A 23,696-nucleotide genomic window follows, 5' to 3' on the forward strand; every position below is an offset into this window, starting at 1 on the left:
CAGGCATTCGGAGCCGCTATGGCTCGAGCGCTTTCTTCATGTACGCCATGTAGAAGCCCTGAATGTAGTCGTCGATGCGTCCGAACTCTTCGTACCCCTGCTTGAGGTAGAACGCGCGAGCCTGCCATTCGAATGTGTTCAGCGTCGCGTTGCGGGCGCCCAGTTCGCGGGCTTTCTGCTCCGCCATGGCGAGCAGCCTGCGCCCCACGCCCTGGTGCCTCGCCGCATCGTCCACGAACAGCAACTCCACGTTCAGCCAGTGCAGGAATACAAACCCGCGCAGGCCGCCTACGAGCCCGCCGCCCTGGTCTTTCGCGCTGACCCAGACCGGCTGCTGTTGTCCGTATTCGCCGACAAACCGGTAGTTGAACTGCCGCATGCGGCGACCCAATTCGCCCGAGTGCACTTCCTCGGCCGTGGGGGTGTAGATCTCGAAGTTGCTCATGGGTGGAAAGTCGGCATCCGGCCGCATTCTGTCACTTCAGCCCAGTCGATCGTCCATTGCCGGCGGACCCGCGCAGCCTCAGAACCCGAGGCTCTCCAGCAGGTCGTCCACCTGCGCCTGGCCCGTCACGGCCTCCGGGTTGCCCGGCACCACCTGCGGGCCGTTCTGCAGGCTGCTCGCTTCGGCCTCGTGGCGCTTCTCGGCGTGCTTGTCGAGGTGCGAGTTGTCGATCAGCACCTGCAGCAGCTGCGTCTCGACGTCGTTGACCACTTCCATCATCTTCTTGATGACCTGACCCGTGAGGTCCTGGAAGTCCTGCGCCATCAGGATCTCGATCAGCTGCGTGTTGATGGCGCCGGCCTTCTGCGGCACGTCCTGCAGGTAGCCGCGCGTGTCCATCACGAGCTGGCGCGCATGGTCCAGCTCAACCGGGTTCGCAAACCATTCGTCCCAGCGCCGGCTCAGGCCCTTGGCGTTGCTTGCAAGGTCTTCCTGCAGCGGCTGCGCCAGGTCGATGGCGTTGAGCGCGCGGTGCGCCGCCCGCTCGGTCATGGAAGCGATGTAGCCCAGGCGGTCGCGCGCATCGGGAATGGCTTGCGCGGCCTTGGCAACCTGCTTGTCCAGCCCCAGCTCGCGCAGGCCTTCGCGCAATTGCCGGGTCAGCTGCCCGATGCGCCCGAGCAACTCTTCGGCCGTGTTCCCGTGCTCCGCGGGTTCGAGCGCAGCGTGTGTCATGTCAGGCCGCCTCTTTCTGGAGCTTCTCGAAGATCTTGGTGATCTTTTCCTCGAGCGTGGCCGCCGTGAAGGGCTTGACCACGTAGCCGTTGGCGCCGGCCTGCGCGGCCGCGATGATGTTCTCCTTCTTGGCCTCGGCCGTGACCATCAGCACCGGCAGCTTGGCCAACTCGGGGTCGGCGCGGATGGTCTGCAGCATGGTGAGGCCGTCCATGTTGGGCATGTTCCAGTCCGACACCACAAAGCCGAAGTTGCCGCCGCGCAGCTTCTCGATGCCGGCTGCGCCGTCCTCGGCTTCGTCGACGTTGAGGAACTCGAGTTCCTTCAGCAGGTTGCGCACGATGCGGCGCATGGTCGGAAAGTCGTCCACGACCAAAATTTTGATGCTCTTGTCAATCACGATTCTTCAACTCCAACAGTTCGTTTTTCAAACCCGGTTCGTGCGTTCGCCGAAGGTGCGCAGATGGGCCAGCACGCGGCGCCCCATCTCTCCCAGCGGCGCCACTTCATCGGCGGCGCCCAGGGCGATGGCCTCGCGCGGCATGCCGAAGACCACGCAGCTGGCCTCGTCCTGCGCGAAGGTGTAGGCGCCGGCCTGCTTCATGCGCAGCAGGCCTTCGGCGCCGTCCCGGCCCATGCCCGTGAGGATCATTCCGATCGCGTTCTTGCCGGCGTGCCTGGCGGCCGAATCGAACAGCACGTCGATCGAGGGGCGGTGGCGGTTCACCGGCGGCTCCTGGTCGAGCTGCGCCACGTAGTTGGCGCCGCTTCGCCCGAGCGACAGGTGAAAGCCGCCGGGCGCGATGTAGGCATAGCCCGGCAGCACGCGTTCGCCATGCTCGGCTTCCTTCACGGTGATGCGGCACAGGCCGTTCAGGCGCTGCGCGAACGAGCGCGTGAAGCCGGCCGGCATGTGCTGCGCGATGAGCACCGCGGGCGCATCGGGCGGCAGCGGCAGCAGCACCTCGCGGATGGCCTCGGTGCCGCCGGTGGAGGCGCCGATGATGATGAGCTTCTCGGTGCTCAGCAGCGGGCTGCGCAGCAGCGGCTCCTGCGGATTGCTTTCCGCCGCGCCCTTGGCCGAGGCGCCGTGCCGGCCCGGCAGCAGCCGCGCCGCGGCGGCCGTGCGGATCTTGCCGGTGATCAGCTCGGTGTATTGCAACAGGCCGTCGCGCACGCCAAGCCGCGGCTTGGTCACGAAATCGATCGCGCCCAGCTCCAGCGCGCGCAGCGCAATCTCCGAGCCGCGCTCGGTCAGCGACGACACCATGACCACCGGCATCGGCCGCAGGCGCATGAGCTTCTCGAGGAATTCGAGGCCATCCATGCGCGGCATCTCGACGTCGAGCGTGAGCACGTCGGGGTTCGTCACCTTGATGAGGTCGCGCGCCTGCAGCGGATCGGCCGCGGTGCCGACCACCGTCATGTCGGCCTGGCTGTTGATGATCTCGGTCATCACGCTGCGGATCAGCGCCGAGTCGTCGACGCAAAGTACCTTGATTTTCTTCATGCGATCCAGCTTCCCTTGCCGTATGTGGCGGACCATTTGCGCAGCAGTTCGCCCTCGTCGCGCTGGACCGCCTGGATGTCGACCGGCGCGCGCAGCTTGCGCACCACTGCCTTGCCGCTCTCGGGCAGCAGGCACACGCGGCGCGCATGCAGGCCGCGCAGGTCCTGCGCAGCGACGGCGATGCGCTGCTTCTCGAGGTAGCGCAGGACGAAATCGGCATTGCGTCCGCCGATGTTGAGCATGGTCATGTTCGCCAGCACCGCGGCGCCGCCAAAGACCTTGGCCCTGAGCCGCTCGCGGCGTGCGCCCGCGCGCAGCAGCTCGGCGATCAGCACGTCCATCGCATGCGCGCCGTAGCGCATCGCGCCGGCCTGCTCGCGCGAGCCTGCCTCGGCGTCGTCGGGCAGCATGAAGTGGTTCATGCCCGCCACGCCCGCCTCCACGTCGGTGATGCAGGCGGCCACGCAGGAGCCCAGCACCGTGGTCAGGAGGACGCCGGCATCGGTCACGTAGTACTCCGCCGGCAGCAGCTTGACCGCGGCGCAATCGAAGTCACGGTCGAAGTAGTGGTGCGTGGCTACCGAACCCGGCACGGCCGCGGGCAGGAAGCCCTTCTGCGCAGCAAGGTTCGTGTTCGCATTCGTGTTCATGCACGCGCCTTGCCCAGCGCGTACACCGTCTGCCCGACCGTCTTGAAGCTCTGGTTGACCAGCGAGGCGTTCTCCGAATGCCCCGCGAACAGCAGGCCGTTCGGCTTGAGCAGCGGCATGAAGCGGTCGAGCAGCTTCTTCTGCGTGGGCTTGTCGAAATAGATCATCACGTTGCGGCAGAAGATCGCGTCCACCGGCTCCTTCACGGGCCACGAAGTATCGAGCAGGTTGAGCCGCGAGAACTTGACCATGGCGGCCACCTCGGGGCGCACCCGCACCTTGCCGGCGTTCGCGCCCGTGCCCTTGTTGAAGAAGCGCCGCAGGCGGTCGGTGGACATGCGGTTGACCTGCTCCATCGTGAAGACGCCGGCCGACGCGCGGGCCAGCACCGCGGTGTCGATGTCGGTGGCAATCACGCGCGCTGCGCTCGCGCGCTCGCCGAGCGCCTCCATCAGCGTGATCGCGATCGAATAGGGCTCCTCGCCGGTCGATGCGGCCGCGCACCAGACGGTGGGCGGCAGGGTGCACTTGCGCGCCAGTTCCGCGAGCACCGGAAAGTGATGGGCCTCGCGGAAGAACGAGGTCAGGTTGGTGGTCAGCGAATTGATGAACAGCTGCCACTCCTGGCCGTCGCGGCTGTCTTCCAGCATGGCCAGGTAGGCCGAGAACTCGGGCAGCCCGAGCTCGCGCAACCGGCGCGAGAGCCGGCTGTACACCATCTGCCGCTTGTGCTCGCCCAGCGCGATGCCGGCGCGCCGGTGGATGAGCGTGCGAATGCGCGAGAAATCGCCGTCGGTGAAAAGGAATTCGGAGTTCATGTGCGCGTGCTCGCTAGGCTGCCTCGACCGGGGTCACGTCCTGCGACCAGGCCAGTGCCGACAGGTGTGCGGCATTCACCTGGTCGGCGCTCAGGAGCAGCGCCTCCGCCAGGCGCGCCGCCTCGCCGGTGTCCAGCTCGCAGGCCTCGGCCAGCGAGAGGAAGGGGCCGTACACGCCGCCGCGCGTGAGGATGGCCTGCTGGACCGAATCGGACAGCTGCACCTTGTTCAGCACCTCCTGCATCGGAATGCCCAGCAGCTGGTCGATCAGCGAGAACATGCCGACCACGAACAGGTTGTCCGACTCGCCCCGCGGCAGCATGATCTCGCCCATCAGCTCGACGAAGCGGCCGCGCATGATGGCCTTCTTCATCATGAAGGGCGGGCTGCCCATAGGGTTGCTGGTGGCCAGCAGCAGCGAGAGCCAGCGGAACAGCGGCGAATAGCCGAGCATCGTCACCGCGTGGTGCAGCGAATGGATCTCGACGCCCGCGCCCACGGCCGGCGAATTCATGTGGCGCAGCAGCCGGTAGGTGAGCGCGGCGTCGCGCTTGAGCGCGGCCTCGATCTCGCGCAGGTCCTCGTTGCGCTGGATCATCTGCAAGAGCCGCATGATCAGCACCGATTCGGGCTGCAGCGCGTGGCTGCCGGTGCTCGCCGCAGGCGGTGGCGGCAGGCCGCAACTCGCATCGGCGAACACGTCGATGCGGCGTGCGGCGCAGGCCTCGAAGTCTTTCCACGAGGCCATGCGCGTGGCGATCGGCTGGATCGGCATGTGGTCGGGCTGCTCCTTGCCGCGCGCGGCCGCCACCAGCAGGGGATCGCCGGCGTCCACGTCGAAATGGCTTACCAGTCCCAAAAGCTCTGGATCTTCTGGCAGCGCCTTGGCGCGGCACAGCATGAAGCTGAACCCCTGCTCGTGCAGGAAGTGCAATATCGGCCGCAGCTCCTCGTTGGCCAGGTCGCCGAGCTCCAGGCAGAGCACGGTGTACTCGGGCGGCAGCGATTGCAACGCGCCCAGCGCCAGCGATTCCGCATTCACATCGAAGAAGAGCTCGCTGCGCCCGAGCCGCCATGGCGTGCCCGGCGGGTTGAGGTGCTCGGTCACGCAGGCCACGAGCGACTTGAACTGGCTGATCGCATCCGGCGCCTCTTCGGGCCTGGCCGCCGCGCGCCAGGCGAGCTTGTAGCCTGCAACGCGCTTGTGCGCATCGAGCAGCAAGGTGTAGGCCACAAAGCCCTCTGCATTGCGCGGCATCGCCAGGCCTTGGGCCGCTTCGGCCGCCGGCGTTTCCTCGGCCGCGGCGCGCCGGAAAAAGTCAAAACGCATTGCATCGTCTCCGTGGGTTGTCTCTGTCGTATCCGTCAGGCCGCGACCGGCTCCGTGCGCGCCGCACGGGCCAGCACGGTGGCGCGCTCCACATGCGCGCGCTGGATGCGCGGCATGGCATCGACGTCGATGATGAAAGCCACGCTGCCGTCGCCCAGGATCGTCGCGGCCGAGATGCCGGGCACCTTGCGGTAGTTGGTCTCCAGGTTCTTGACCACCACCTGGTGCTGGCCGAGCAGCTCGTCCACCAGCAGCGCGAAGCGCGTCTCGCCGGCCTGCACGATCACCAATATTCCCTGGGTCGGATCGGTCTGCGCGCCGGCCACGTCGAACACGCCGTGCAGCTCGATCAGCGGCAGGTACTCGCCGCGCACCTTGATCACATGGCCGTCGCTGGTGATCGAGTGCAGGTGCTCCGTGCGCGGCTGCAGCGACTCGATCACATAGCTCAGCGGCAGGATGTAGGCCTCGCTGCCCACCTTGACCGACATGCCGTTCAGGATGGCCAGCGTGAGCGGCAGCACGATGCGGGTGGTGGTGCCCCAGCCCTCGCGCGAGCTGATCTCCACATGCCCGCCCATCTCCTGGATGTTGCGCTTGACCACGTCCATGCCAACGCCGCGGCCCGAGATGTCGGTCACCTGCTCGGCCGTGGAGAAGCCGGGCGCGAAGATCAGCTGCCACACCTCGTCGTCGGGCATGGTGTCGGTCACGGGCAGGCCCTGCTGCATGGCCTTGGCGAGGATCTTCTGGCGGTTCAGGCCCGCGCCGTCGTCGCTGACCTCGATCACGATGTTCCCGCCATGGTGCTGCGCCGACAGCAGCAGCTGCCCTTCGGCTTCCTTGCCCTTGGCAATGCGCTGGGCCGGCGTCTCGATGCCGTGGTCCAGGCTGTTGCGCACCAGGTGCGTGAGCGGATCGATGATGCGTTCGATCAGGCCCTTGTCGAGCTCGGTTTCCTTGCCGAAGGTGTCCAGGCGCACTTCCTTGCCGAGCTTGGCGCTGACGTCGCGGATCACGCGCGGGAAGCGGCTGAACACATAGTCCATCGGCATCATGCGGATCGACATCACCGATTCCTGCAGGTCGCGCGCATTGCGCTCCAGGTGGCCGAGGCCGCTCAGGAAGCGCTCGCATTCCACCGGGTCGAGCATGGTGGCGGCCTGCGTCAGCATCGATTGCGTGATCACCAGTTCGCCCACCAGGTTGATGAGCTGGTCGACCTTTTCCACATCGACGCGGATCGAGCTCGAATCCTTGGCGCCTGCTGCGGCGGCCGAAGCGGAGGCCGCCCTGGGCGCAGCGCTGGCCGTCGGCGCGGCCGGCTGTGGTGCCGCGGCCGCCGGTGCGGCTGGCGCGGCGGCAATGGGCGCGGCCGCAGGAGCCGCATCGCCAGCGGGCTCGGCCGTGATCTCGATCTGCGACTCGTCGATGACGAAGCAGCACACGGCCACGATGTCGTCGGGCGCGCAACTGGTGTCGAGCAGCACCGTCAGCTGGTCGCCGCTGCGCGTGCGCGACAGCAGCTTGCCGAGGTTGCCGAGCTCGTCGGCGAGCAGCTCGCATTCGCTGTCGGACAGGCGCGAGAACTTGATGCGCAGCGCCCCGCCCGGCGCCGACACCACGGCAGCGGAAGCAACGGGCACGGCGGCGGGCGCAGGTGCGGGTGCAGGCGCCGCCTGGGCACCATCGCTCTCCAGTGCCAGCTGGCGCAGCACCTCGCAGATGTGCGCCACGCGCGCGGGGTCGGGTTCGTTCTCGGCCTGGTAGGCGATCAGTTGTTCTTGCAAGGCGTCCTTCGTTTCCAGGAATGAATCGATCATCGAGCGGCTCAGCGTCAGCTGGCCGTGGCGCGCGCGGTCCAGCAGGGTTTCCAGAAGATGGGTGGTGTCGGTCAGCGCAACGAAGCCGAAGGTGGCCGCGCCGCCCTTGATCGAATGCGCGGCACGGAAGATGGCGTTGAGCTGCTCGCTGTCGGGCGCCTCGGCGTCCAGCTCGAGAAGCAGCTGCTCCATCTGTGCCAGAAGCTCGACGGCTTCGACAAAAAATGCCTGTGTGAACTGACTGAGATCCATCGTTGCTCCGAACCGGCGTGCATGCGTGCCGGCGTCAATGTCTTTAGGGGTGCGTGGGTGCCGGCGACCCTTTGACGGTCACCTTGAGGTTGTCGGCGGGTGCGGAAAGCGGCGGCGGCGAAGCCTTCGACCTTGCGGGCAGGAGGGCGCCGGCGCTGCCACCACCGCCGCTGTTCTCGTTCTCGATCTGCTGCTGCGTGCGGTGGTTGAGCAGGATGATGCTGATGCGCCGGTTGATCGGATTGCGCGGATGGCTCCGGTCCAGGTGCATGCTGTCGGCCAGGCCGACCACGCGCAGCACCTTGTTCTCGGCCATGCCGCCCATCACCAACTCGCGCCGCGAGGCATTGGCCCGGTCGGCCGACAGCTCCCAGTTGCCATAGGAGCGGTCGCCGTTGCTGTAGACGAAGGCGTCGGTGTGGCCCGATAGCGTGATCTTGTTGGGCAGCTCGTTGAGCGTGGGCCCGATCTCGCGCAGGATGGCCCGCATGTGCGGCACCAACTGCGCGCTGGCCAGGTCGAACATCGGGCGGTTCTCGTTGTCGACGATCTGCAGGCGCAGCCCCTCCGTCGTGATGTCGATCAGGATCTGCGAGCGGAACTGCCGGAACACCGGGCTGTTCTCGATGAGCTTGTCCAGCCGCTCCTTCATGCTGGCCAGGCGGTCCGCGTCGGCGTCGTCCTCGGCGTCGGCGCGCTGCACCTCGCCGTCGGCCCGCGTGCTCGGGTCCATGCCGCCGCCGGGCACCACGCTGATGCTGGTGCTGCTCTTCTCGCCGCCGCTGAGCGCCACCTTCAGCGGCATGCGGAAATGCTCGGCGATGCCCTCGCGCTGCTTCGGCGAGGTATTGGACAGGAGCCACATCACGAGGAAGAACGCCATCATGGCAGTCATGAAGTCGGCATAGGCGATCTTCCAGCCGCCGCCGTGCCCGCCGCCCGCATGGGCGGCAACGCGCCTGACCACGACCCTGTGCTTTTCCGTGCTCATGACGATGCGCCGCGCCGCTCAGCGCGCCTTGACTTCGCGCACGTGGCTGTCCAGCTCGGTGAAGCTGGGCCGCTCGGTCGAGAACAGCACCTTGCGGCCGAACTCCACCGCCAGTTGCGGCGCATAGCCGTTGAGGCTGGCCAGCAGCGTGACCTTGGTGCACTGGTACAGCTTCATGCCCTCGGACACCTTCTGGTCGATCAGCGAAGCCAGCGGCGAGACGAAGCCGTAGGCCAGCAGCACGCCAAGGAAGGTGCCCACCATGGCGTGCGCGATGAGCGCGCCCATTTCCGCGGGCGGCAGGTCGGCCGAGCCCAGCGCATGCACCACGCCCATGACGGCCGCGACGATGCCCAGCGCGGGCAGCGCATCGCTCACGCGCGAGAGGCTGTGCACGGGCATCTCGGCCTCGTGCTTGATGGTCTCGATCTCGTGGTCCATCAGCGCCTCGATCTCGAACGCATCGGTGTTGCCGCTGATGACCAGGCGCAGGTAGTCGCACAGGAACTCCATCACGCCGGCATCGGCCAGGATCTCGGGGTAGCGGCTGAAGATCTCGCTCTGCGCCGGGGCCTCCACGTCGGACTCCAGCTTCATCATCCCTTCCTTGCGCGCCTTGGCCAGCAGCTCGTAGAGCAGCGCGAGCAGGTCCAGGTAGAGCTGCCGGTTGTGCTTGGACGAGCGCAAGAGCAGCGGCAGTTCCTTGAGCGTGGCCTTGATCGTCTTGCCGTTGTTGCCGGCCAGGAAGGCGCCCAGCGCGGCGCCGCCGATCATCAGCAGCTCGACCGGCTGGAACAGCACGCCGAAGTGCCCGCCCATCAGCGCATAGCCGCCGAAGACGGCGCCAATCACCACCAGATACCCAACCAGAAGGAGCACGCGCTTCCCCTATTGCCCTTGAGGCGTCGATTCAAAAGCCCTGCCCGGCGGGCAGGGTCCGTGTCAGTGGAGCCCCGCGCCGCCCGGCGCCGCCTCCACCCCAAAACCCATGCCCTCGATGCCGAGCGCGGCGGCCTCGCCGTCGGCGCCGCGCTTGGCGCCGCGCGCCTTGCCTGCGCGCGACGGCGGCCGGCAGAGCACGCACACATAGCCGCTCTTGTGGTCGTGCGCATGCGCGACGAACTGGCCCGAACAGCGGCAGCAGGTGCTCAGCTGCAGCATGTCGCTGTCGAAAAAGCGCACCATCGTGTAGGCGCGCGTGAAATCCAGAATTGGCTCGCTGTCCTGCGCCGCAATTTGCTGCAAATAAAGCTTGTAGCTTTTAATCAATATCCAGACTTTTTCTTCGTCCGAATGAATTTTCATGAATTGATACATGTTGTAGAACATTGACGAATGGATATTCGCCAGCCACGTCATATACCAATCGGTTGAAAAGGGAAGCAATCCCTTGGGCGGTGAAACCCCCTTGATTTCCTTGTAGAGCCGGATCAGCCGCTCGCGGCTCAGGCCCACCTCCGACTCCAGGAACTGCAGGCGCGCGCCCAGCTGGATCAGCTGGATCGCGAGTTGCACTTCCCGCACCTCGCCCAGGACGCTCTTGCGCGTCATGCGGGCACCGCTGATTTTCGGGTCTGCAGGCTTCGTGCCGACATCAGGATCGACATGTGTGCTTGTTGCAGCATCGTGTCCTTACCTTCGCCAACCACTGCCGACATCGAGGCGTGTTCGTCGAGCCGGAAACTGCACAGCAGGAAGTTCGACGCCGCCAGCTTGACGATCTGTGCCAGCGACATGCCGGCCAGCATGTCGGCCAGTTCACTGCTCACGCCAAGCCTGAACATCGCCGCCACGCGGTCCTGCTTGACCAGTTTCTGCGCCAGCAGCATGTAGGCGAGGTTGATGTCGCCGATTTCCCGGGAGATTTCGCCGTTGGCTACGCTCATCACGTTATCCGTTTCCAAAATGCACTCCGTTCAGTCATGTCCTGATCGAATTATTCACAATATTTAACACTTGTAACCTTCTGCACTACTGAAACTGTAAAGAGGACTACAAGTACATGTAAGCTTTTGTTGCAATCGCACGACGGGCTTCCGTCGATGCGACTGGTTCTCAAAAATGATGACGATTCAATGAAAAAACATTAGTTGGGCCTGCCTGCCGCCTGGCCCCTGCCGTTCTCGATTCCGTGGAGCCACGCCATGACCTCGGCCACCGCCAGATAAAGCTGCGGCGGGATCTGCCGGTCGAGGTCCACCTGCATCAGCAACCGGACCAGGTCCGGCGAGGCGTGCACGTAGACACCGTTCTCGCGCGCCTGCCGCAGGATCGATTCCGCCGTCACGCCATAGCCCTTGGCCACGACCACCGGCGCCTTCGCGGTGTCGGCATGGGACAGGGCCACTGCGCCCTGGCGCGGTTGCGCGGGGGCCGTCATGCGGAGCGCTCCATGGCCGTGATCTGCAGGTCCTGCAGCCGCAGGCCCGCAGCCTCGAGACGCGGTGCCAGTTCGCCGCCATCGCTGCGCAGCCGGGCCAGCGTCGCGGCCTCGCCTGCGGCCAGGTGCGCCTGGACCATGTCGCCCGCGAGGCCCAGGCGAAGATCCACCGCGCCCAGCTTCGGCAGCGTGAGCGACACCGTGGTCGTCCAGCGGCGCGGAGGCGTGCCGCGGTCGTCGCCGCGGCCTTCCGGCGCATCGCCGGGTTGCTCGGTTTCCTCGTGGATCGACCACGCCATCGGCACCTCCGGCCACGCCTGGCCGCTCCAGCGGAAGACGGCGGTGGCCAGCAGGTCGAGCTGCTGGTGCACCAGCGCGGCAGTCTGCGGATGGATCAGCTCGGCCGCGGCCGGCACTGCCGCACGCGCCGGAGCATTGGCTGCACCGGTTTCACCGGTGCCGGGGCTGGCCATGCGCTCCTCGCCGGCTATCGCGGCCATCGCGGCGAAATGGCTTGCCGAGGCAGCCGCGGCCTGGTGGAGCTGGGCGGACGGCGCGCCGGTGTTCGAAGCCGTCTCGGACGGCAGTGCCTGCGGCAATGCACCGGGCGCTGCGGGAGCGGGGCCGCCGGCAGCGAAAAACGGCGTCACGGCAGCAGGCTGGGCCGCGACCGACGGGGGCAGCGCAAGCGGTTGCGGCGTGCCAGCCGCGGCAGGCTGCTGCAGCGGCTGCAACTGCGTCAGCCGAACCTGCGGCTCCTCGGCCAGTTGCGGCAGCGTGCGCAGCCCCATGGCGAATTCGAGCAGATGCGATTCGTAGAAAAGCCCGCTGCCGCTCACCGATCGTCCCAGCGCGGCCGCGAGCACGGTGCCGGACGGCGCCTCCTGTGGCGATGCCCACAGCGGCGCCGCGCCGCGCACCGGCTCCGGTTCGGCATGCAGGTCCGCCAGCACGGCGCTGATGACCCGTGCCGCTGCCGACCACCGCGTATCGATCGAAGGCGGCGCGTCGGCGCGCGGCAGCGCAGGCGGCGTGCCGCCCGCAAGGGGCGCCTCGAGCATGGCGTGCGACGGCAGCCGGACATCGTTCTTGACCTTCTGGATCTCGGCCATCGGCCCGACCGGCATGCTGGTGCCGACCTCGGTCTGCAGCACGGCGAGGTCCGGCCGCGCCGAAGAAAGCTTCGCGGCAAGCAGCGCATCGACGGCGGGTCCGATCGGTCTGTTCATGGCTTGGGGCAGCGTCCGGCGATCAGTACGGCAGGCCGTAGGCCTTGCCAAGATCGCTGCGGTTCTGCAGCTGGGCCATCTTGTCCACCAGGCGTTCGAGCTGCGGCTTGACCAGCCCGCACACCTCGTCCTGGTCGGCGTGGATGCGCGCGATCAGCCCGCGCACCTGTTCCAGCTGTGCCGCGTCCAGCGACACCGCGCCGACGGCCTTGAGCCGGTCGACCAGCGCCGCGCAGCGGGCCTCGAGTTCGGGCAGCCGGTCCCATTCCCTCGCGCGGGCCAGCGAGGCCATGAGCGACATGGCCGAAGCGAGCTCGCCATAGCAATGGATGACTTCGTGGCGGACTGGCACGGCCTGCGCTTCCGATGAGACGGGGTTGGAATCAATTGCCGGCACTGGCGCCGCCGATCTCGCGCCATGCGGACGCGACGTTCTCGAGCAGTGCCTCGGCTTCGTCGAGCGCCTTGGGCTCGTTATGCAGGTTGGCGTAGAGCAGCCGCCGAATGACGTAGTCGTAGAGCGCCGACAGGTTGTCCACCAGTTGGGCGCCGGCCGCACCGGCGGCCTTGGCATCGAGGCCGGCCTTCAGGCCGTTGTCGACGATGCTCACGGCCTTGGAAATCGCGTTGCCCTTGGCGGCCATGTCGCCGGCCGCCATGTGGTGGCGGGCCATGCCGATGCTGGTGACGACGCCGTCGAACAGCATGACGATGAGCTGGTGCGGCGACGCGCTCATGGTGCGCGTTTCCATGCCGACGCGCGCATACGCGCTGGCACCGGTCCTGAATGTGTGGGGGGTGTACATGGGCTGCTCCGCTGGAATGGCTACTTGCTGCTGTTCTGCATGCTCGCGAACTGCTGCGTGAGATAGTTGCTGGTGCTGTTCATCTGGCTCATGAGCAGGTCGAGCTGGGTGAACTGCGCGCGGTAGCGCTCCACCTTGGCGTCCACGCGCGTCTTCATGTCGGCGTACTGCTCGTCGAGCTGCTTGAGCGAGGCGGTCATGCCATCGGAAGCGACCTTCAACGCGCCGCCGGTGGAGGTGAGGTTGTCCACCAACGCGCTCAGCTGCTTGCCGTAGCCGGCGGTGCTGCCGGTGGCGCTCGCGAACAGCCCGGAAACGCCGGCCAGGTTGCTGGCCAGGGCCGACTTGAGCTTGGCCGAGTCGACCGCCATGGTGCCGTCCTTCTGGAAGGCGACGCCGATTTCCGACAGCACCTTCATGTCGTTCGCGCCGCCGGCCTGCGGCGTGGTGAGCGCCTGCCGGATGCGCGTCTGCAGGTTGCGCAGCGTCGAGTCGCCGACGAGCGCGGCACCGGTCTTGGAGTCCTGGTTGTAGGCGGTCAGCGTGCTGGCCGTAGCCTGCAGGCTGTTGTAGGCCTTGACGAAATCGTTGATGGCCGTTTCCACCGCGGCCGTGTCGGCCTGGGTCGAGAGGCTGCTGGTGCCGGTCTTGAGCAGCGTCAGCGTGGTGCCCTGGATGGCTTCCTTGACGGTGTTGCTCGCACTGGTCACGGCAATGCCGTTCACGGTGAGCTTGGCGTTCTGCCCCGCCACTGTCTGGCGCAGGTTCTGCGTTCCCGCGGGATCGTTGTTCAGCAGGTTCTGCAGCGCCGCATCGCCGGCCACCGAGACGCGCATGCTCGAGGTCTCGCCGGTCTGCGAGGAGGTCAGCACGAGCCGGTTGGGCGTGCCGCTGCCGTCGTTCACGATGCTGGCCGAGACGCCGGCCTTGGCAGCGTTGATGGCGTCGCGGATGCCGGCCAGCGTGTTGTTGCTGCCGTCGATGGTGATCGGCACGGCCGTGCGGGTGGCATCCGGCGTGAAACCCGCACCCGTGTACGTGCCGGTGGCCGCATCGAGCGTGCCGCCGGTGATGGCGCCGAAATCGATGGTGATGGTTCCGGTGCCGATGGCGGTGGTGGTGCTTGCCTGGCCCGCCGCAACCAGCGACTGCGGCTGCGCGAGTTGCGTCACGTCGATGGCATAGGTGCCGGCCGCGGCCGTGCTTCCGGCTGCCGCGGTCAGCACGTCGGTTGCGCTGGAGGCGGCCTTCACGCCCTGGAACAGCGCCGGGTCCGAGAGCTTCTTGGCCGCGGCTTGCAGCGTGCCGAGCGAGCTTTGCAGCGTGCCGTAGGCCGAGAGCTTGCTCGTGTAGCTCACCTGGCGCTGCTGCAGCGCCACGAGCGGCTGGCTCTCCGCCGTCTGGAGTTGGCTGAGCAAGGTGCTCAGGTCGAGGTTGGAGCCAACGCCCAGGCTGCTGATCGATGCCATGTTGAGATTTCCTGATGTCTGTGAATGAGAAGGCGGCGGCTGTCAGGCTTCCCGGCTCACCAGCAGGCCCGGCGCCTCGCCCAGCACCTTGGCGATGCGCACCACTTCCTCGGAAGGGATCTGCCGGATGACCTCGCCGCTTTCCCGGTCGACCACCTTGACGATGAGCTTGTCGGTGTCCTCGTCCATCTCGAACCGGAGCCCGACCGAGCGGCTCTGCAGCGAAGCATTGGCCTCCTTCACCGCCTCTGCGACCTGCGCGGGCGTGGCTTCGTCCACCGCGTCCGATGGCGCGGCCGCGGACTCCGCCGCGGCCTTGCCGGCGGTGCGCTCGGAGAGCGCCTGCATCCACCACGGGCCGTCGGCCGCGGGGCTTACGGGGATCGACATGATTTCCACTTTCTTGCCTTGATTGCTTTCGCTGTCGTCTGCGGCCTGGCCGGAACCAGGCCGCAGGGAACAGCGCAGGCGGACCCGGGCTTTCGCCCGGACGACTGCGCAATGCCTTTCTCTCAGATCAACGCAGGAGCGACAGCACGCCTTGCGTGGTCTGGTTCGCCTGGGCCAGCACCGAGGTACCGGCTTGCTGCAGGATCTGCGCACGGGTCATGTTCGACACTTCGGTTGCGTAGTCCGCGTCTTCGATGCGCGAGCGCGAGGACGACAGGTTGGTGATGGCGGTGCCGAGGTTGGAGATCACCGAGTCGAAACGGTTCTGCACCGCACCCAGCGAGCTGCGCAGGTCGTCGACTTGCTTGAGTGCAGCGTCGATGGCTTCGAGGGGGCTGCCCGTCGCGCCGGTCTGCAGGCTGGCAACGGAGACCTTCGAGGTGTCGACGGTGAAAGCGGCCGTGCCGGCGGTCGTGGCGGTGTCGGCGGAAGCCGGGTCGAGCGCGATGTAGCGGAACATGGCGGTGCCGTCGACCGCGCCGGTGAAGCCTTGGTTGATCAACGACGAGGTTTCGCCGGCGCCGGTGGGCGTGATCGACACTTCGGCGAACAGGTTGCCGTTCTTGTCGGCAACGGTGTTGCCGGTGAGCGTGGCGCCGCCTGCGGCCAAGCCGAGCTTGGTCGACAGGTCGTCGGTGGTCTGCTCGGCGACGGTCGTCGTGGTGACGGCCGTGGTGGAACCGTACAGGGCCTGCAGCTGGGCAGCCGTGGGCGCATCGCCTGCAGCCGAACCGGTCACGCCGTCGAATGCGAAGGCAGCCGTGGCGCTCGGGCCGGCCACGTTGAAGCCCTGCATGCCGAGCGTCTTGGCGCTGATTTCCTTCAGGTCGATGTCGATGGTCTCGCCGTCGTTGGCGCCGACCTGCACGGTCAGCGGCTTGGCCGACGACGACAGGACCTTCACGCCGTTGAAGTCGGTCTGCTTCGACACGCGGTCGATTTCGCCGAGGCGCAGCTTGATTTCGTCCTGAATGGACTGCAGGTCGCTGGCCGAGTTGCTGCCGTTGGCGGCTTGCACCGACAGTTCGCGAACGCGCTGCAGGTTGTTGTTCACTTCCTTGAGCGCGCCTTCCGTGGTCTGCGCCAGCGAGATGCCGTCGTTGGCGTTGCGCGAGGCTTGCGTCAGGCCGCGGATGTTGGCCGTGAAGCGGTTGGCGATGGCCTGGCCGGCGGCGTCGTCCTTGGCGCTGTTGATGCGCAGGCCGGAAGACAGGCGCTGGATTGCCGTGTTCAACGACGATTGCGACGCGTTGAGGTTGTTCTGCGTGAGCAGGGAAAGGCTGTTGGTGTTGATGACTTGCGCCATGTTCGACTCCTGATAGACAAAGGTTGTGGACTCCGGCCCTCCGGCCGCAACGCTGGACCCGCTCCCACTGTGAGACTCAAGCCATCGTTGGTTTAGTTATCGGCAGGGCTTTTCAAACATTTAGAGTCCGGCGCAAAAAAAGATGCGCGCCCCACAACCTCCGGTTTCAGGCGGGCAGGTTCATCACTTCCTGGTAGGCGGCCACCAGCCGGTTGCGCACCTGCAGCCCGGTCTGGAAAGCCACGTTGGCCTTCTGCAGGTCGACCATCACGTCGTTCAGCGCCACGCCGGGCTTGCCCATCTCGAAGTCCTCCGCCTGGCCGTAGGCCTTGGTCTGCGCGGTGCTGATGTTGTCGAGCGAGCGCCGCAGTTCGGCCGCAAAGCCCCCGGGCTGGGCCGCCTCGGCGGCGGGTTGGGCAAAGCCGCTCTGGAGCGCGGTGGTGCGCATCTGCTGCAGGACGGATTCGATGGCGGTGATCGACATGGAGAGCTCTCTCTTGATGGGTTGGATCTGGATGCGAAGAGGGAGGACCAGGGGCCTTCCCGCGTGTTTTCAGCGTAGCAGGCGAAGCCGCAGCGACATGCGCCCAACTGACGGCAAAACCCGCAGTTGTTCGACCAATCGAATATGGCCCGGCTGCTGAGAATCAACGCCGAACCCATAGCTCGCTGACGACACCACGGCCCCCTCGGCATGACCCCAGAACATCGAAGCCTCCAGCCCCTCGCCAAGACTCCGCGCCACCCCGTGCACCCGGCCGCGGCGGAGGTTGCGCAATGAGTTCGGCGGCCCCCGCGGGCGCCGGCCCGGCACCCTCGCCCGCCTCCGGCCTTGCCGAGCGCCTGCGCACCCAGCCGAAGCTGCCGCTGATCATTGGCGCGGCCGCCATCGCCGCGGCCGCCGCGGCGTTCCTGCTCTGGAGCCGCGCGCCCGACTACGGCGTGCTCTACACCAACGTGACGGACCGCGACGGCGGCGCCATCATCGCGTCGCTGCAGCAGATGAACGTGCCCTACAAGTTCGCCGAGGGCGGCGGCGCGATCCTGGTGGCGCGCGACAGGGTGCCCGAAGTGCGCCTGAAGCTCGCGTCGCAGGGCCTGCCCAAGGGCGGCGGGGTCGGCTTCGAGCTGATGGACAACCAGAAATTCGGCACCAGCAACTTCGCCGAACAGGTCAACTACCAGCGCGGGCTCGAAGGCGAGCTGGCGCGCTCGGTCGAATCGATCGGCTCGGTCGAGTCGGCGCGCATCCACCTGGCCCTGCCCAAGCCTTCGCTCTTCGTGCGCGACCAGAAGAAGCCCTCGGCCTCGGTGATCCTGACGCTGCACCGCGGCCGCAGCATCGACGAAGGCCAGGTCAGCGCGATCGTGCACATGGTCTCCAGCAGCGTGCCCGAGCTCAACGCCAAGAGCGTGACCGTGGTCGACCAGCACGGCAACCTGCTGTCGGCCGCCAATGCCGGCGCGCGCGGGCTGGACGTGAGCCAACTCAAGTACGCACAGGAAATCGAGCAGGGCTATATCCGCCGCATCGAGGCGATCCTGCAGCCCATCGTGGGCGCGAGCAACGTGCGCGCGCAGGTGGCGGCCGAGATCGACTTTTCCGTGGTCGAGCGCACCGAGGAAAGCTACAAGCCGAACCAGGACCCGCGCGCCGCGGCCATCCGCAGCCAGCAGTCGAGCGAATCGATGCAGCAGGGCGCCACGCCGCCGGGCGGCGTGCCGGGCGCGCTGTCGAACCAGCCGCCGCAGACGCCGAGCGCGCCCATCACCGCGCCGCCGGCGGCGCCGAACGCCGCTGCAACCGCCACGGCAGCCGGCACGGCACCGGGCAGCTCGCGCAAGGACACGACGACCAACTACGAGCTCGACCGTTCGATCCGCCATGTGCAGCAAGGCGCGGGCGGCGTGAAGCGACTGTCGGTGGCCGTGGTGGTGAACCACCGCGAAGCCGCGGACAGTGCCGGCAAGCCGGGCCAGCGCGCGCTCACGCCGGCCGAGGTCGAGCAGATCCGCAACCTGGTCAAGGAAGCGATGGGCTTCAGCCAGGAGCGCGGCGACTCGCTCAACGTGGTCAACAGCGCGTTTGCCCGCGAAGGCGGCGACGCACAGGCCGGGCCCGCCCTGCCGTTCTGGCGCGACCCGGCCAACCTCGGGCTCGCCATGACCATCGCGCAGTACCTGCTGATTGCCGGCCTCGCGCTGTTCGCCTGGTTCGCGGTGCTGCGGCCGCTGCTGCGCAAGCACCTCGCGCCGCCTGCCGCCGCGGTGCCCGAAGCGGCGCCGGCTGCCCCCGGCGCGGCCGACGACGAGGCCGCCTCGCAGAACAACGCGCGACTGCGCGAGATCGAGCGCCAGAAGGCCGACCTCGACTACGCACACCAGACCGCCGACCAGGACCCGCGCCTGGTGGCCACGCTGATCAAGCATTGGATGAACTCATGAGCGACGCAGGCACCCGGAAGAGCGCAATCTTGCTGATGTCGTTGGGCGAAGACCGCGCCGCCGCCACGCTGCACCACCTGCCCGCCACCGAAGTGCAGGCGCTGGGCGTTGCGATGGCCAAGCTGAGCCAGGTGTCCAAGGACGAGCTCGCGGCCGTGCTGGCCGAGTTCCGCATGGAGACCGAGCAGCTGTCCGCGCTGCACCTGGGCTCGGGCAGCTACATCCGCGCCGTGCTGCGCAAGGCGCTGGGCGACGACCGCGCGAGCAACCTGCTCGAAGACATCCTGCAGCCCGACGAGCCGCACGGCGGCATCGAGCGGCTCAACGACCTGGAAGCCAGCGAAGTGGTGGAGCTGGTGCGCGACGAGCATCCGCAGATCCTGGCCACGCTGCTGGTCCACCTGGACCGCAAGAAGGCCTCCGAGGTACTCGAAAGGCTGCCCGAGCGCCTGCGCCACGACGTGATCCTGCGCGTGGCCACCTTCGGCGGCGTGCAGCCGGCCGCGCTGGCCGAGCTGACCGACGTGCTCACCGAGATGCTCTCGGGCGAAGGCCTCAAGCGCAGCCGCCTGGGCGGCGCGCGCACCGCGGCCGAGATCGTCAACCTGATGAACAGCGCGCAGGAAGAAGAGGCCATTGCCCACGTGCGCGCCCACGACGAGGCGCTGGCCCAGCGCATCGTCGAGGAGATGTTCGTGTTCGAGAACCTGCTCGACCTGGAGGACCGCTACATCCAGCGCCTGCTCAAGGACGTCGAGTCCGATTCGCTCATCGTCGCGCTCAAGGGCTCGGCGCCCGAGCTGCGCGAGAAGTTCCTCAAGAACATGTCGCAGCGTGCGGCCGAGACGCTGCGCGAGGACATCGAACTGCGCGGCCCGGTGCGCGTGTCGCAGGTCGAGACCGAGCAGAAGGCGATCCTGCAGGTCGTGCGCCGCCTGGCCGATGCCGGCGAGATTGTCGTAGCCGCGCCTGGAACCGATGATTTCGTCTGACGCCTTTCCTGCCGCCGCGCGTCCGCGCCTGTCCGCCTGGCAGCGCTGGGAGATGGGCGCGATCGACGCGGACGCGCTCGCGGCGCGCAGCGCCGGCATCGAGGCGCCCGCACCGCCGCGCGTCGACCCGGCCGCGCTCGCACGCGAGGCCGAGCTCGAGCGCCTGCGCCTGGAAGCGCGCGCCACCGGCGAGGCCGAAGGCCGCCGCGAAGGCTGGGCGCAAGGCCATGCCGAAGGGCGCGCCGAAGGCCTGGCCGCCGGCCTGGCCGCGGCGAGCGCGCATGCGGAACAATTGCGCGCGCTGGCCGCCTCGCTGCCGGCCGCATTGCGCAGCGCCGAGAGCGAGCTGGCCGATGCCATCCTCGCGCTTTCGCTCGACGTCGCGCGCCAGGTGATCCACCGCACCCTGCGTGTCGAGCCCGAATGGGTGCTGGCGCTGGTGCAGGACCTGCTGCACACCGAACCCGCGCTGCAGGGCGAACCGCGCCTGCTGCTGCATCCCGACGACCTGGCGCTGGTGAAGAACAGCCTTGGCGGCGAACTGCAGGCCGCCGGCTGGCAGCTGCGCGCCGACGACACCCTGAGCCGCGGCGGCTGCCGCGTGCGCTCCGCGAGCGGCGAGATGGACGCCTCGCTCGAGACCCGCTGGAAGCGCGTGGCCGGCGCCTTCTCGCGCGATGCCGAACCCGATGGAGCCTGAAGCCATGCAAGCCACCGCCAACACCGCCGCGCCCGGCGCGGTCAACCCGCACCTCAAGTCCTGGCTCGGCACGCTCGCGCAGGCCCGCGGCGAGGTCGGCCTGTGCGCGACCGTCGCCACCTCGGGCCGCCTGACGCGCGCCGTCGGCCTGGTGCTGGAGGCCGTGGGCCTGCAGCTGCCGGTCGGCAGCGACTGCCTGATCGAGCTGCCGCCCGGCTATCCGCAGCGCCATGCCGAGGCCGAGGTGGTCGGCTTTGCCGGCGACCGCCTGTTCCTGATGCCGCAAAGCGAAGTGGCCGGCCTGCTGCCCGGTGCGCGCGTGTTCGCGCGGCCCGGTCCCGCGCAGTTTGCGGGTGGCGCTTCCGGCGATGCCCACACCAAGCGGCTGCCGGTGGGCGAAGGCATGCTCGGCCGCGTGGTCGATGCCGCCGGACGGCCGCTCGACGGGCTCGGCCCGCTCGACGTGAGCCGCCGGGTGCCGCTGGGCGCGCCGCCGATCAACCCGCTTGCGCGCGCGCCGATCGATTCGGTGCTCGACGTGGGCGTGCGCGCCATCAACGCCATGCTCACCGTGGGCCGCGGCCAGCGCATGGGCCTGTTCGCGGGCTCGGGCGTGGGCAAGAGCGTGCTGCTGGGCATGATGGCGCGCTACACCAGCGCCGAGGTGATCGTGGTCGGCCTCATCGGCGAACGCGGCCGCGAGGTCAAGGACTTCATCGAGAACACGCTGGGCGAGGAAGGCCTGGCACGCTCGGTGGTGGTGGCCGCGCCGGCCGACAACTCGCCGCTGCTGCGGCTGCAGGGCGCGGCCTATGCCACCTGCCTGGCCGAGTACTTCCGCGACCAGGGCCGCGACGTGCTGCTGATCATGGATTCGCTCACGCGTTACGCCATGGCACAACGCGAGATCGCATTGGCCGTGGGCGAGCCGCCGGCCACCAAGGGCTATCCGCCCTCGGTGTTCGCCAAGCTGCCCGCGCTGGTGGAGCGCGCCGGCAACGGCGCGCGCGACGCCAACGGCCGCGGCGGCTCGATCACGGCCTTCTACACCGTGCTGTCCGAAGGCGACGACCAGCAGGACCCGATCGCCGATTCGGCGCGCGCCATCCTCGACGGCCACGTGGTGCTGTCGCGCACGCTGGCCGAGGCCGGCCACTACCCGGCGATCGACATCGAGGCCTCCATCAGCCGCGCGATGACGGCGCTGATCGAGCCCTCCCAGTTCGACACCGTGCGGCGCTTCAAGCAGGCGCTCTCGCGCTACCAGCGCAACCGCGACCTCATCAGCGTCGGCGCCTATGCGGCCGGCCACGACCCGCAGCTCGACCAGGCCATTGCGCTCTATCCGCGCATCGAGGCCTTCCTGCAGCAATCGATGCACGAGCGCTGCGACTACGCCGCGTCCATCGAGCGCATGGGCAGCCTCTTCGAATCCGCCTGATCCATTCCCCTTCCACAGGAGTTGCCATGCCGCACAAGCTTCCGCTCGACACGCTCACCGACCTCGCCCGCACCCGGACCGACGATGCCGCGCGGCAGCTCGGCCTGCTGCAGAACGCACAGGTCAGCGCCCACCAGAAGCTGGAGCTGCTGCTGCAATACCGCCAGGACTACAGCGACCAGCTGCAGGTGCTGATGGAGAACGGACTGCCCTCGGCCCAGTGGCACAACTACCGCAATTTCCTCGGCACGCTCGACGGCGCCATCCAGCAGCAGCAGGCCATCGCCGCACAGGCGGCCAGCCGGCTCGACCATGGCCGCATCGAATGGCAGCAGCACAAGCGGCGCCTCAACTCCTTCGACGCGCTGGCCGAACGCGCGCGGCGGCAGGAACTCGTGGTCGGCGCGCGGCGCGAGCAGCGCGACAGCGACGAACGCACGGCACGCAAGTTCTTCGACCGCGCCTCCCAACCGACACCCTGACGCACATGCCTTCTCCTATTGCCCCTTCCTTCAGCCCGAACGCGGCTGCCTCCGCGGCTTCTTCCGCGGCCACCGGTGCACGCGGCCGCAACGCCGAGGAGCCCGGCGGCCGCAGCTTCGATGCGGCGCTGGCCCGCTCGCGCAACGCGGGTGCAGCGCAGGCGCCCGAAGAGGCCGAATCGTCCGCGCTCGAAACCACGCACCGCCGGAAGGCCTCGCGCGCCGGCGATCGCAAGGACGAACTTCCCGCCGAGCTGTTGCCGATGTCCTTCTTCGCGCCGCTGGTGGCGCCGCCAACCGCCGCCACCGCTGCACTGGCCGCCGGTGCGCCCGCGGCGGCGTCGGCGCCCGATGGCATCCAGGCCCTGGTGCCGGGCGATGCGCCGGTCGACACGCTGGCTGGAGAGACCGCGGACGCTGCGGCAGGCAAGACGGCCATCGCGGCGGATGCCGAAAGCGAAACGACTGCGCAGGCGAAGCCGGCAGATGGCGGCGCCCCTGCTGTGGCCTCGGACGCCGCGCAGCCGGCGGAGGCACGCGCCGCCCTGCAGGCCACAGCCGCTGCGCCGGCGCCGGCCTCTGCTGGCACGGGCCCGTCTGCAACACCGGCTGCCGATGCTGCAGCACCCGAAGCCGCCGACACCGCCGCGGCTGCCGCAGCCGCCGTCACCGAACCACGCGGTACATCCGCCGCCTCCCTCTCCGCCGATGCCGACACCGACTCGGCACCGGCCACCGCCATGATCTCCGCCGACAAGACCGCCGACCTGGCCGCCGCATCCGACGCGGCGCCCGCCTCCACCAGCGTGCCCGCCTCGATGCCGTTCACGCCGGCCGCGGCCGCCGCCGCACGCACGAACGTGCCGCCGGCCTCGCCGCACACGCCCATCCTCAGCGTGGAGCCGTCCGTCGGCTCGGCCGCCTGGGGCAAGGCCATCGGCCACCAGGTGCTGCGCATGACCGCCGCGGGCTACCAGGTGGCCGAGCTGAACCTGAACCCGGCCGGCCTCGGCCCGCTCAAGGTCACGCTCACCATGGGCGACAACCAGGCGCAGGCGATGTTCGCCTCGGCCCACGAGAGCGTGCGCAAGGCGCTCGAAGTGGCGTTGCCGCAATTGCGCACGAGCCTTGCCGACCACGGCATCAGCCTGGGCCAGGCCTCGGTCGGCGCGGAATCGCATCCCTCGGCCGGCCAGGGCGGCGCCTTCGGCCAGCAGCCCCAGCAGCAGGGATCGCCGCGGCAGGCCGACTATCCGGGCGCCAGCCGCGTGCAAGCCATTGCCACCACCGAGCCGCTGCGCAGCATGCCGGCGCCTGCTGCGCTTCGCAGGCCCAGTGCCGGCGTCGACACCTTCGCATGAGATCGTGAACGCGGGATCTGAGGCCTTTTCCCGCGCTTGATCAGCCCTTCGCCTGCCGTTCACCTGGCAAAGAATAGTCCG

Annotated in this window: 26 protein-coding genes; 6 read left to right on the forward strand and 20 right to left on the reverse strand. The window is 68.2% G+C overall.

The annotated features are described in order from the left end of the window. Positions 1-16 precede the first annotated feature (16 nt). The 20 genes from RZE77_RS22100 to fliE all read right to left on the reverse strand — a co-directional run bounded on the left by RZE77_RS22100 (position 17) and on the right by fliE (position 16,678). Positions 17-445 (reverse strand): GNAT family N-acetyltransferase, encoded by a 429-nt coding sequence (locus RZE77_RS22100; RefSeq protein ID WP_319439286.1) that lies wholly within the window; start codon positions 443-445, stop codon positions 17-19. A 78-nt stretch (positions 446-523) separates the two neighbouring features. Further along, entirely contained in the window at positions 524-1,180 is a 657-nt protein-coding gene (gene cheZ, locus RZE77_RS22105) for a protein phosphatase CheZ (RefSeq protein WP_124956710.1), read from the reverse strand. Between the two features lies 1 nt (position 1,181). After that, positions 1,182-1,577: a chemotaxis response regulator CheY gene (cheY, locus tag RZE77_RS22110; protein WP_026284205.1), complete on the reverse strand. Its 396-nt coding sequence runs from the start codon at positions 1,575-1,577 to the stop codon at positions 1,182-1,184. A gap of 30 nt (positions 1,578-1,607) precedes the next feature. Beyond that, on the reverse strand, positions 1,608-2,690 hold the full coding sequence (locus RZE77_RS22115; RefSeq protein WP_319439287.1) for a protein-glutamate methylesterase/protein-glutamine glutaminase: 1,083 nt from the start codon (positions 2,688-2,690) through the stop codon (positions 1,608-1,610). Beyond that, entirely contained in the window at positions 2,687-3,340 is a 654-nt protein-coding gene (gene cheD, locus RZE77_RS22120) for a chemoreceptor glutamine deamidase CheD (protein ID WP_319439288.1), read from the reverse strand. Before cheD ends, RZE77_RS22115 begins: the two co-directional genes overlap by 4 nt. Further along, complete coding sequence (locus RZE77_RS22125) at positions 3,337-4,158, reverse strand: CheR family methyltransferase (protein ID WP_319439289.1); 822 nt, start codon at positions 4,156-4,158, stop codon at positions 3,337-3,339. Before RZE77_RS22125 ends, cheD begins: the two co-directional genes overlap by 4 nt. Positions 4,159-4,171: 13 nt before the next feature. Then, positions 4,172-5,488, reverse strand: coding sequence for an EAL and HDOD domain-containing protein (locus tag RZE77_RS22130; protein WP_319439290.1), 1,317 nt, complete (start codon positions 5,486-5,488; stop codon positions 4,172-4,174). A 35-nt stretch (positions 5,489-5,523) separates the two neighbouring features. Beyond that, the gene (gene cheA / locus RZE77_RS22135; RefSeq protein ID WP_319439291.1) at positions 5,524-7,563 is read right to left on the reverse strand and encodes a chemotaxis protein CheA; all 2,040 of its coding nucleotides are present in this window, start codon (positions 7,561-7,563) and stop codon (positions 5,524-5,526) included. Positions 7,564-7,606: 43 nt separating this feature from the next. After that, positions 7,607-8,554 (reverse strand): flagellar motor protein MotB, encoded by a 948-nt coding sequence (gene motB, locus RZE77_RS22140; protein ID WP_319439292.1) that lies wholly within the window; start codon positions 8,552-8,554, stop codon positions 7,607-7,609. Positions 8,555-8,572: 18 nt separating this feature from the next. After that, on the reverse strand, positions 8,573-9,433 hold the full coding sequence (motA, locus tag RZE77_RS22145; protein WP_124956724.1) for a flagellar motor stator protein MotA: 861 nt from the start codon (positions 9,431-9,433) through the stop codon (positions 8,573-8,575). Positions 9,434-9,496: 63 nt separating this feature from the next. Further along, complete coding sequence (gene flhC, locus RZE77_RS22150; RefSeq protein ID WP_319439293.1) at positions 9,497-10,105, reverse strand: flagellar transcriptional regulator FlhC; 609 nt, start codon at positions 10,103-10,105, stop codon at positions 9,497-9,499. Further along, entirely contained in the window at positions 10,102-10,440 is a 339-nt protein-coding gene (gene flhD / locus RZE77_RS22155) for a flagellar transcriptional regulator FlhD (RefSeq protein WP_319439294.1), read from the reverse strand. The genes flhC and flhD overlap by 4 nt, the downstream gene beginning before the upstream one ends. Before the next feature lie 200 nt (positions 10,441-10,640). Then, positions 10,641-10,934 (reverse strand): EscU/YscU/HrcU family type III secretion system export apparatus switch protein, encoded by a 294-nt coding sequence (locus tag RZE77_RS22160; protein ID WP_319439295.1) that lies wholly within the window; start codon positions 10,932-10,934, stop codon positions 10,641-10,643. Beyond that, positions 10,931-12,163, reverse strand: a complete 1,233-nt coding sequence (fliK, locus tag RZE77_RS22165) for a flagellar hook-length control protein FliK (protein WP_319439296.1) — start codon at positions 12,161-12,163, stop codon at positions 10,931-10,933. The genes RZE77_RS22160 and fliK overlap by 4 nt, the downstream gene beginning before the upstream one ends. 22 nt (positions 12,164-12,185) lie before the next feature. Further along, positions 12,186-12,515 carry a flagellar protein FliT gene (locus RZE77_RS22170; protein ID WP_021008841.1) on the reverse strand — a complete coding sequence of 110 codons (330 nt, stop codon included), beginning with the start codon at positions 12,513-12,515 and terminating at the stop codon, positions 12,186-12,188. A gap of 31 nt (positions 12,516-12,546) precedes the next feature. Beyond that, positions 12,547-12,969 (reverse strand): flagellar export chaperone FliS, encoded by a 423-nt coding sequence (fliS, locus tag RZE77_RS22175; protein WP_319439297.1) that lies wholly within the window; start codon positions 12,967-12,969, stop codon positions 12,547-12,549. 20 nt (positions 12,970-12,989) lie between these two features. After that, positions 12,990-14,438 carry a flagellar filament capping protein FliD gene (fliD, locus tag RZE77_RS22180; RefSeq protein ID WP_319439298.1) on the reverse strand — a complete coding sequence of 483 codons (1,449 nt, stop codon included), beginning with the start codon at positions 14,436-14,438 and terminating at the stop codon, positions 12,990-12,992. Between the two features lie 42 nt (positions 14,439-14,480). Beyond that, positions 14,481-14,828, reverse strand: coding sequence for a flagellar protein FlaG (locus RZE77_RS22185; protein ID WP_319439299.1), 348 nt, complete (start codon positions 14,826-14,828; stop codon positions 14,481-14,483). A 127-nt stretch (positions 14,829-14,955) separates the two neighbouring features. Further along, a complete protein-coding gene (locus RZE77_RS22190; protein WP_319439300.1) occupies positions 14,956-16,194 on the reverse strand; it encodes a FliC/FljB family flagellin in 1,239 nt (412 codons plus the stop codon). A gap of 166 nt (positions 16,195-16,360) precedes the next feature. Further along, complete coding sequence (gene fliE, locus RZE77_RS22195) at positions 16,361-16,678, reverse strand: flagellar hook-basal body complex protein FliE (protein ID WP_319439301.1); 318 nt, start codon at positions 16,676-16,678, stop codon at positions 16,361-16,363. A 293-nt stretch (positions 16,679-16,971) separates the two neighbouring features. On the opposite strand from fliE, the gene fliF reads away from it, so the two are divergent. From fliF to RZE77_RS22225, 6 genes are read left to right on the forward strand one after another with little or no spacing between them, the layout of a single operon-like run. Further along, positions 16,972-18,639: a flagellar basal-body MS-ring/collar protein FliF gene (fliF, locus tag RZE77_RS22200; RefSeq protein ID WP_319439302.1), complete on the forward strand. Its 1,668-nt coding sequence runs from the start codon at positions 16,972-16,974 to the stop codon at positions 18,637-18,639. Next, on the forward strand, positions 18,636-19,631 hold the full coding sequence (gene fliG, locus RZE77_RS22205; RefSeq protein ID WP_319439303.1) for a flagellar motor switch protein FliG: 996 nt from the start codon (positions 18,636-18,638) through the stop codon (positions 19,629-19,631). The genes fliF and fliG overlap by 4 nt, the downstream gene beginning before the upstream one ends. After that, positions 19,618-20,331, forward strand: coding sequence for a flagellar assembly protein FliH (gene fliH / locus RZE77_RS22210; protein WP_319439304.1), 714 nt, complete (start codon positions 19,618-19,620; stop codon positions 20,329-20,331). Before fliG ends, fliH begins: the two co-directional genes overlap by 14 nt. 4 nt (positions 20,332-20,335) lie before the next feature. Further along, positions 20,336-21,772 carry a flagellar protein export ATPase FliI gene (gene fliI, locus RZE77_RS22215; protein ID WP_319427446.1) on the forward strand — a complete coding sequence of 479 codons (1,437 nt, stop codon included), beginning with the start codon at positions 20,336-20,338 and terminating at the stop codon, positions 21,770-21,772. Positions 21,773-21,798: 26 nt separating this feature from the next. Beyond that, the gene (gene fliJ / locus RZE77_RS22220) at positions 21,799-22,254 is read left to right on the forward strand and encodes a flagellar export protein FliJ (protein WP_319427447.1); all 456 of its coding nucleotides are present in this window, start codon (positions 21,799-21,801) and stop codon (positions 22,252-22,254) included. A 5-nt stretch (positions 22,255-22,259) separates the two neighbouring features. Further along, positions 22,260-23,615, forward strand: a complete 1,356-nt coding sequence (locus tag RZE77_RS22225; protein WP_319439305.1) for a flagellar hook-length control protein FliK — start codon at positions 22,260-22,262, stop codon at positions 23,613-23,615. The last annotated feature ends 81 nt before the right edge of the window (positions 23,616-23,696 follow it).

Source organism: Variovorax sp. SPNA7, from assembly GCF_033807855.1.
Classification (GTDB): Bacteria; Pseudomonadota; Gammaproteobacteria; order Burkholderiales; family Burkholderiaceae_C; genus Variovorax; species Variovorax beijingensis.

Bases quoted from the DNA above. Each gene is read 5' to 3' on its own strand.
- cheA (WP_319439291.1), bottom strand. From the start codon at position 7,563: ATGGATCTCAGTCAGTTCACACAGGCATTTTTTGTCGAAGCCGTCGAG.
- flhD (WP_319439294.1), bottom strand. From the start codon at position 10,440: ATGAGCGTAGCCAACGGCGAAATCTCCCGGGAAATCGGCGACATCAAC.
- RZE77_RS22185 (WP_319439299.1), bottom strand. From the start codon at position 14,828: ATGTCGATCCCCGTAAGCCCCGCGGCCGACGGCCCGTGGTGGATGCAG.
- fliS (WP_319439297.1), bottom strand. From the start codon at position 12,969: ATGTACACCCCCCACACATTCAGGACCGGTGCCAGCGCGTATGCGCGC.
- fliK (WP_319439296.1), bottom strand. From the start codon at position 12,163: ATGAACAGACCGATCGGACCCGCCGTCGATGCGCTGCTTGCCGCGAAG.
- fliH (WP_319439304.1), top strand. From the start codon at position 19,618: ATGATTTCGTCTGACGCCTTTCCTGCCGCCGCGCGTCCGCGCCTGTCC.
- cheD (WP_319439288.1), bottom strand. From the start codon at position 3,340: ATGAACACGAATGCGAACACGAACCTTGCTGCGCAGAAGGGCTTCCTG.
- flhC (WP_319439293.1), bottom strand. From the start codon at position 10,105: ATGACGCGCAAGAGCGTCCTGGGCGAGGTGCGGGAAGTGCAACTCGCG.
- RZE77_RS22125 (WP_319439289.1), bottom strand. From the start codon at position 4,158: ATGAACTCCGAATTCCTTTTCACCGACGGCGATTTCTCGCGCATTCGC.
- RZE77_RS22225 (WP_319439305.1), top strand. From the start codon at position 22,260: ATGCCTTCTCCTATTGCCCCTTCCTTCAGCCCGAACGCGGCTGCCTCC.
- RZE77_RS22100 (WP_319439286.1), bottom strand. From the start codon at position 445: ATGAGCAACTTCGAGATCTACACCCCCACGGCCGAGGAAGTGCACTCG.
- fliE (WP_319439301.1), bottom strand. From the start codon at position 16,678: ATGTCGATCACCGCCATCGAATCCGTCCTGCAGCAGATGCGCACCACC.
- fliD (WP_319439298.1), bottom strand. From the start codon at position 14,438: ATGGCATCGATCAGCAGCCTGGGCGTTGGCTCCAACCTCGACCTGAGC.
- RZE77_RS22130 (WP_319439290.1), bottom strand. From the start codon at position 5,488: ATGCGTTTTGACTTTTTCCGGCGCGCCGCGGCCGAGGAAACGCCGGCG.
- fliI (WP_319427446.1), top strand. From the start codon at position 20,336: ATGCAAGCCACCGCCAACACCGCCGCGCCCGGCGCGGTCAACCCGCAC.
- cheZ (WP_124956710.1), bottom strand. From the start codon at position 1,180: ATGACACACGCTGCGCTCGAACCCGCGGAGCACGGGAACACGGCCGAA.
- fliJ (WP_319427447.1), top strand. From the start codon at position 21,799: ATGCCGCACAAGCTTCCGCTCGACACGCTCACCGACCTCGCCCGCACC.
- RZE77_RS22190 (WP_319439300.1), bottom strand. From the start codon at position 16,194: ATGGCGCAAGTCATCAACACCAACAGCCTTTCCCTGCTCACGCAGAAC.
- RZE77_RS22115 (WP_319439287.1), bottom strand. From the start codon at position 2,690: ATGAAGAAAATCAAGGTACTTTGCGTCGACGACTCGGCGCTGATCCGC.
- motB (WP_319439292.1), bottom strand. From the start codon at position 8,554: ATGAGCACGGAAAAGCACAGGGTCGTGGTCAGGCGCGTTGCCGCCCAT.
- RZE77_RS22160 (WP_319439295.1), bottom strand. From the start codon at position 10,934: ATGACGGCCCCCGCGCAACCGCGCCAGGGCGCAGTGGCCCTGTCCCAT.
- fliG (WP_319439303.1), top strand. From the start codon at position 18,636: ATGAGCGACGCAGGCACCCGGAAGAGCGCAATCTTGCTGATGTCGTTG.
- fliF (WP_319439302.1), top strand. From the start codon at position 16,972: ATGAGTTCGGCGGCCCCCGCGGGCGCCGGCCCGGCACCCTCGCCCGCC.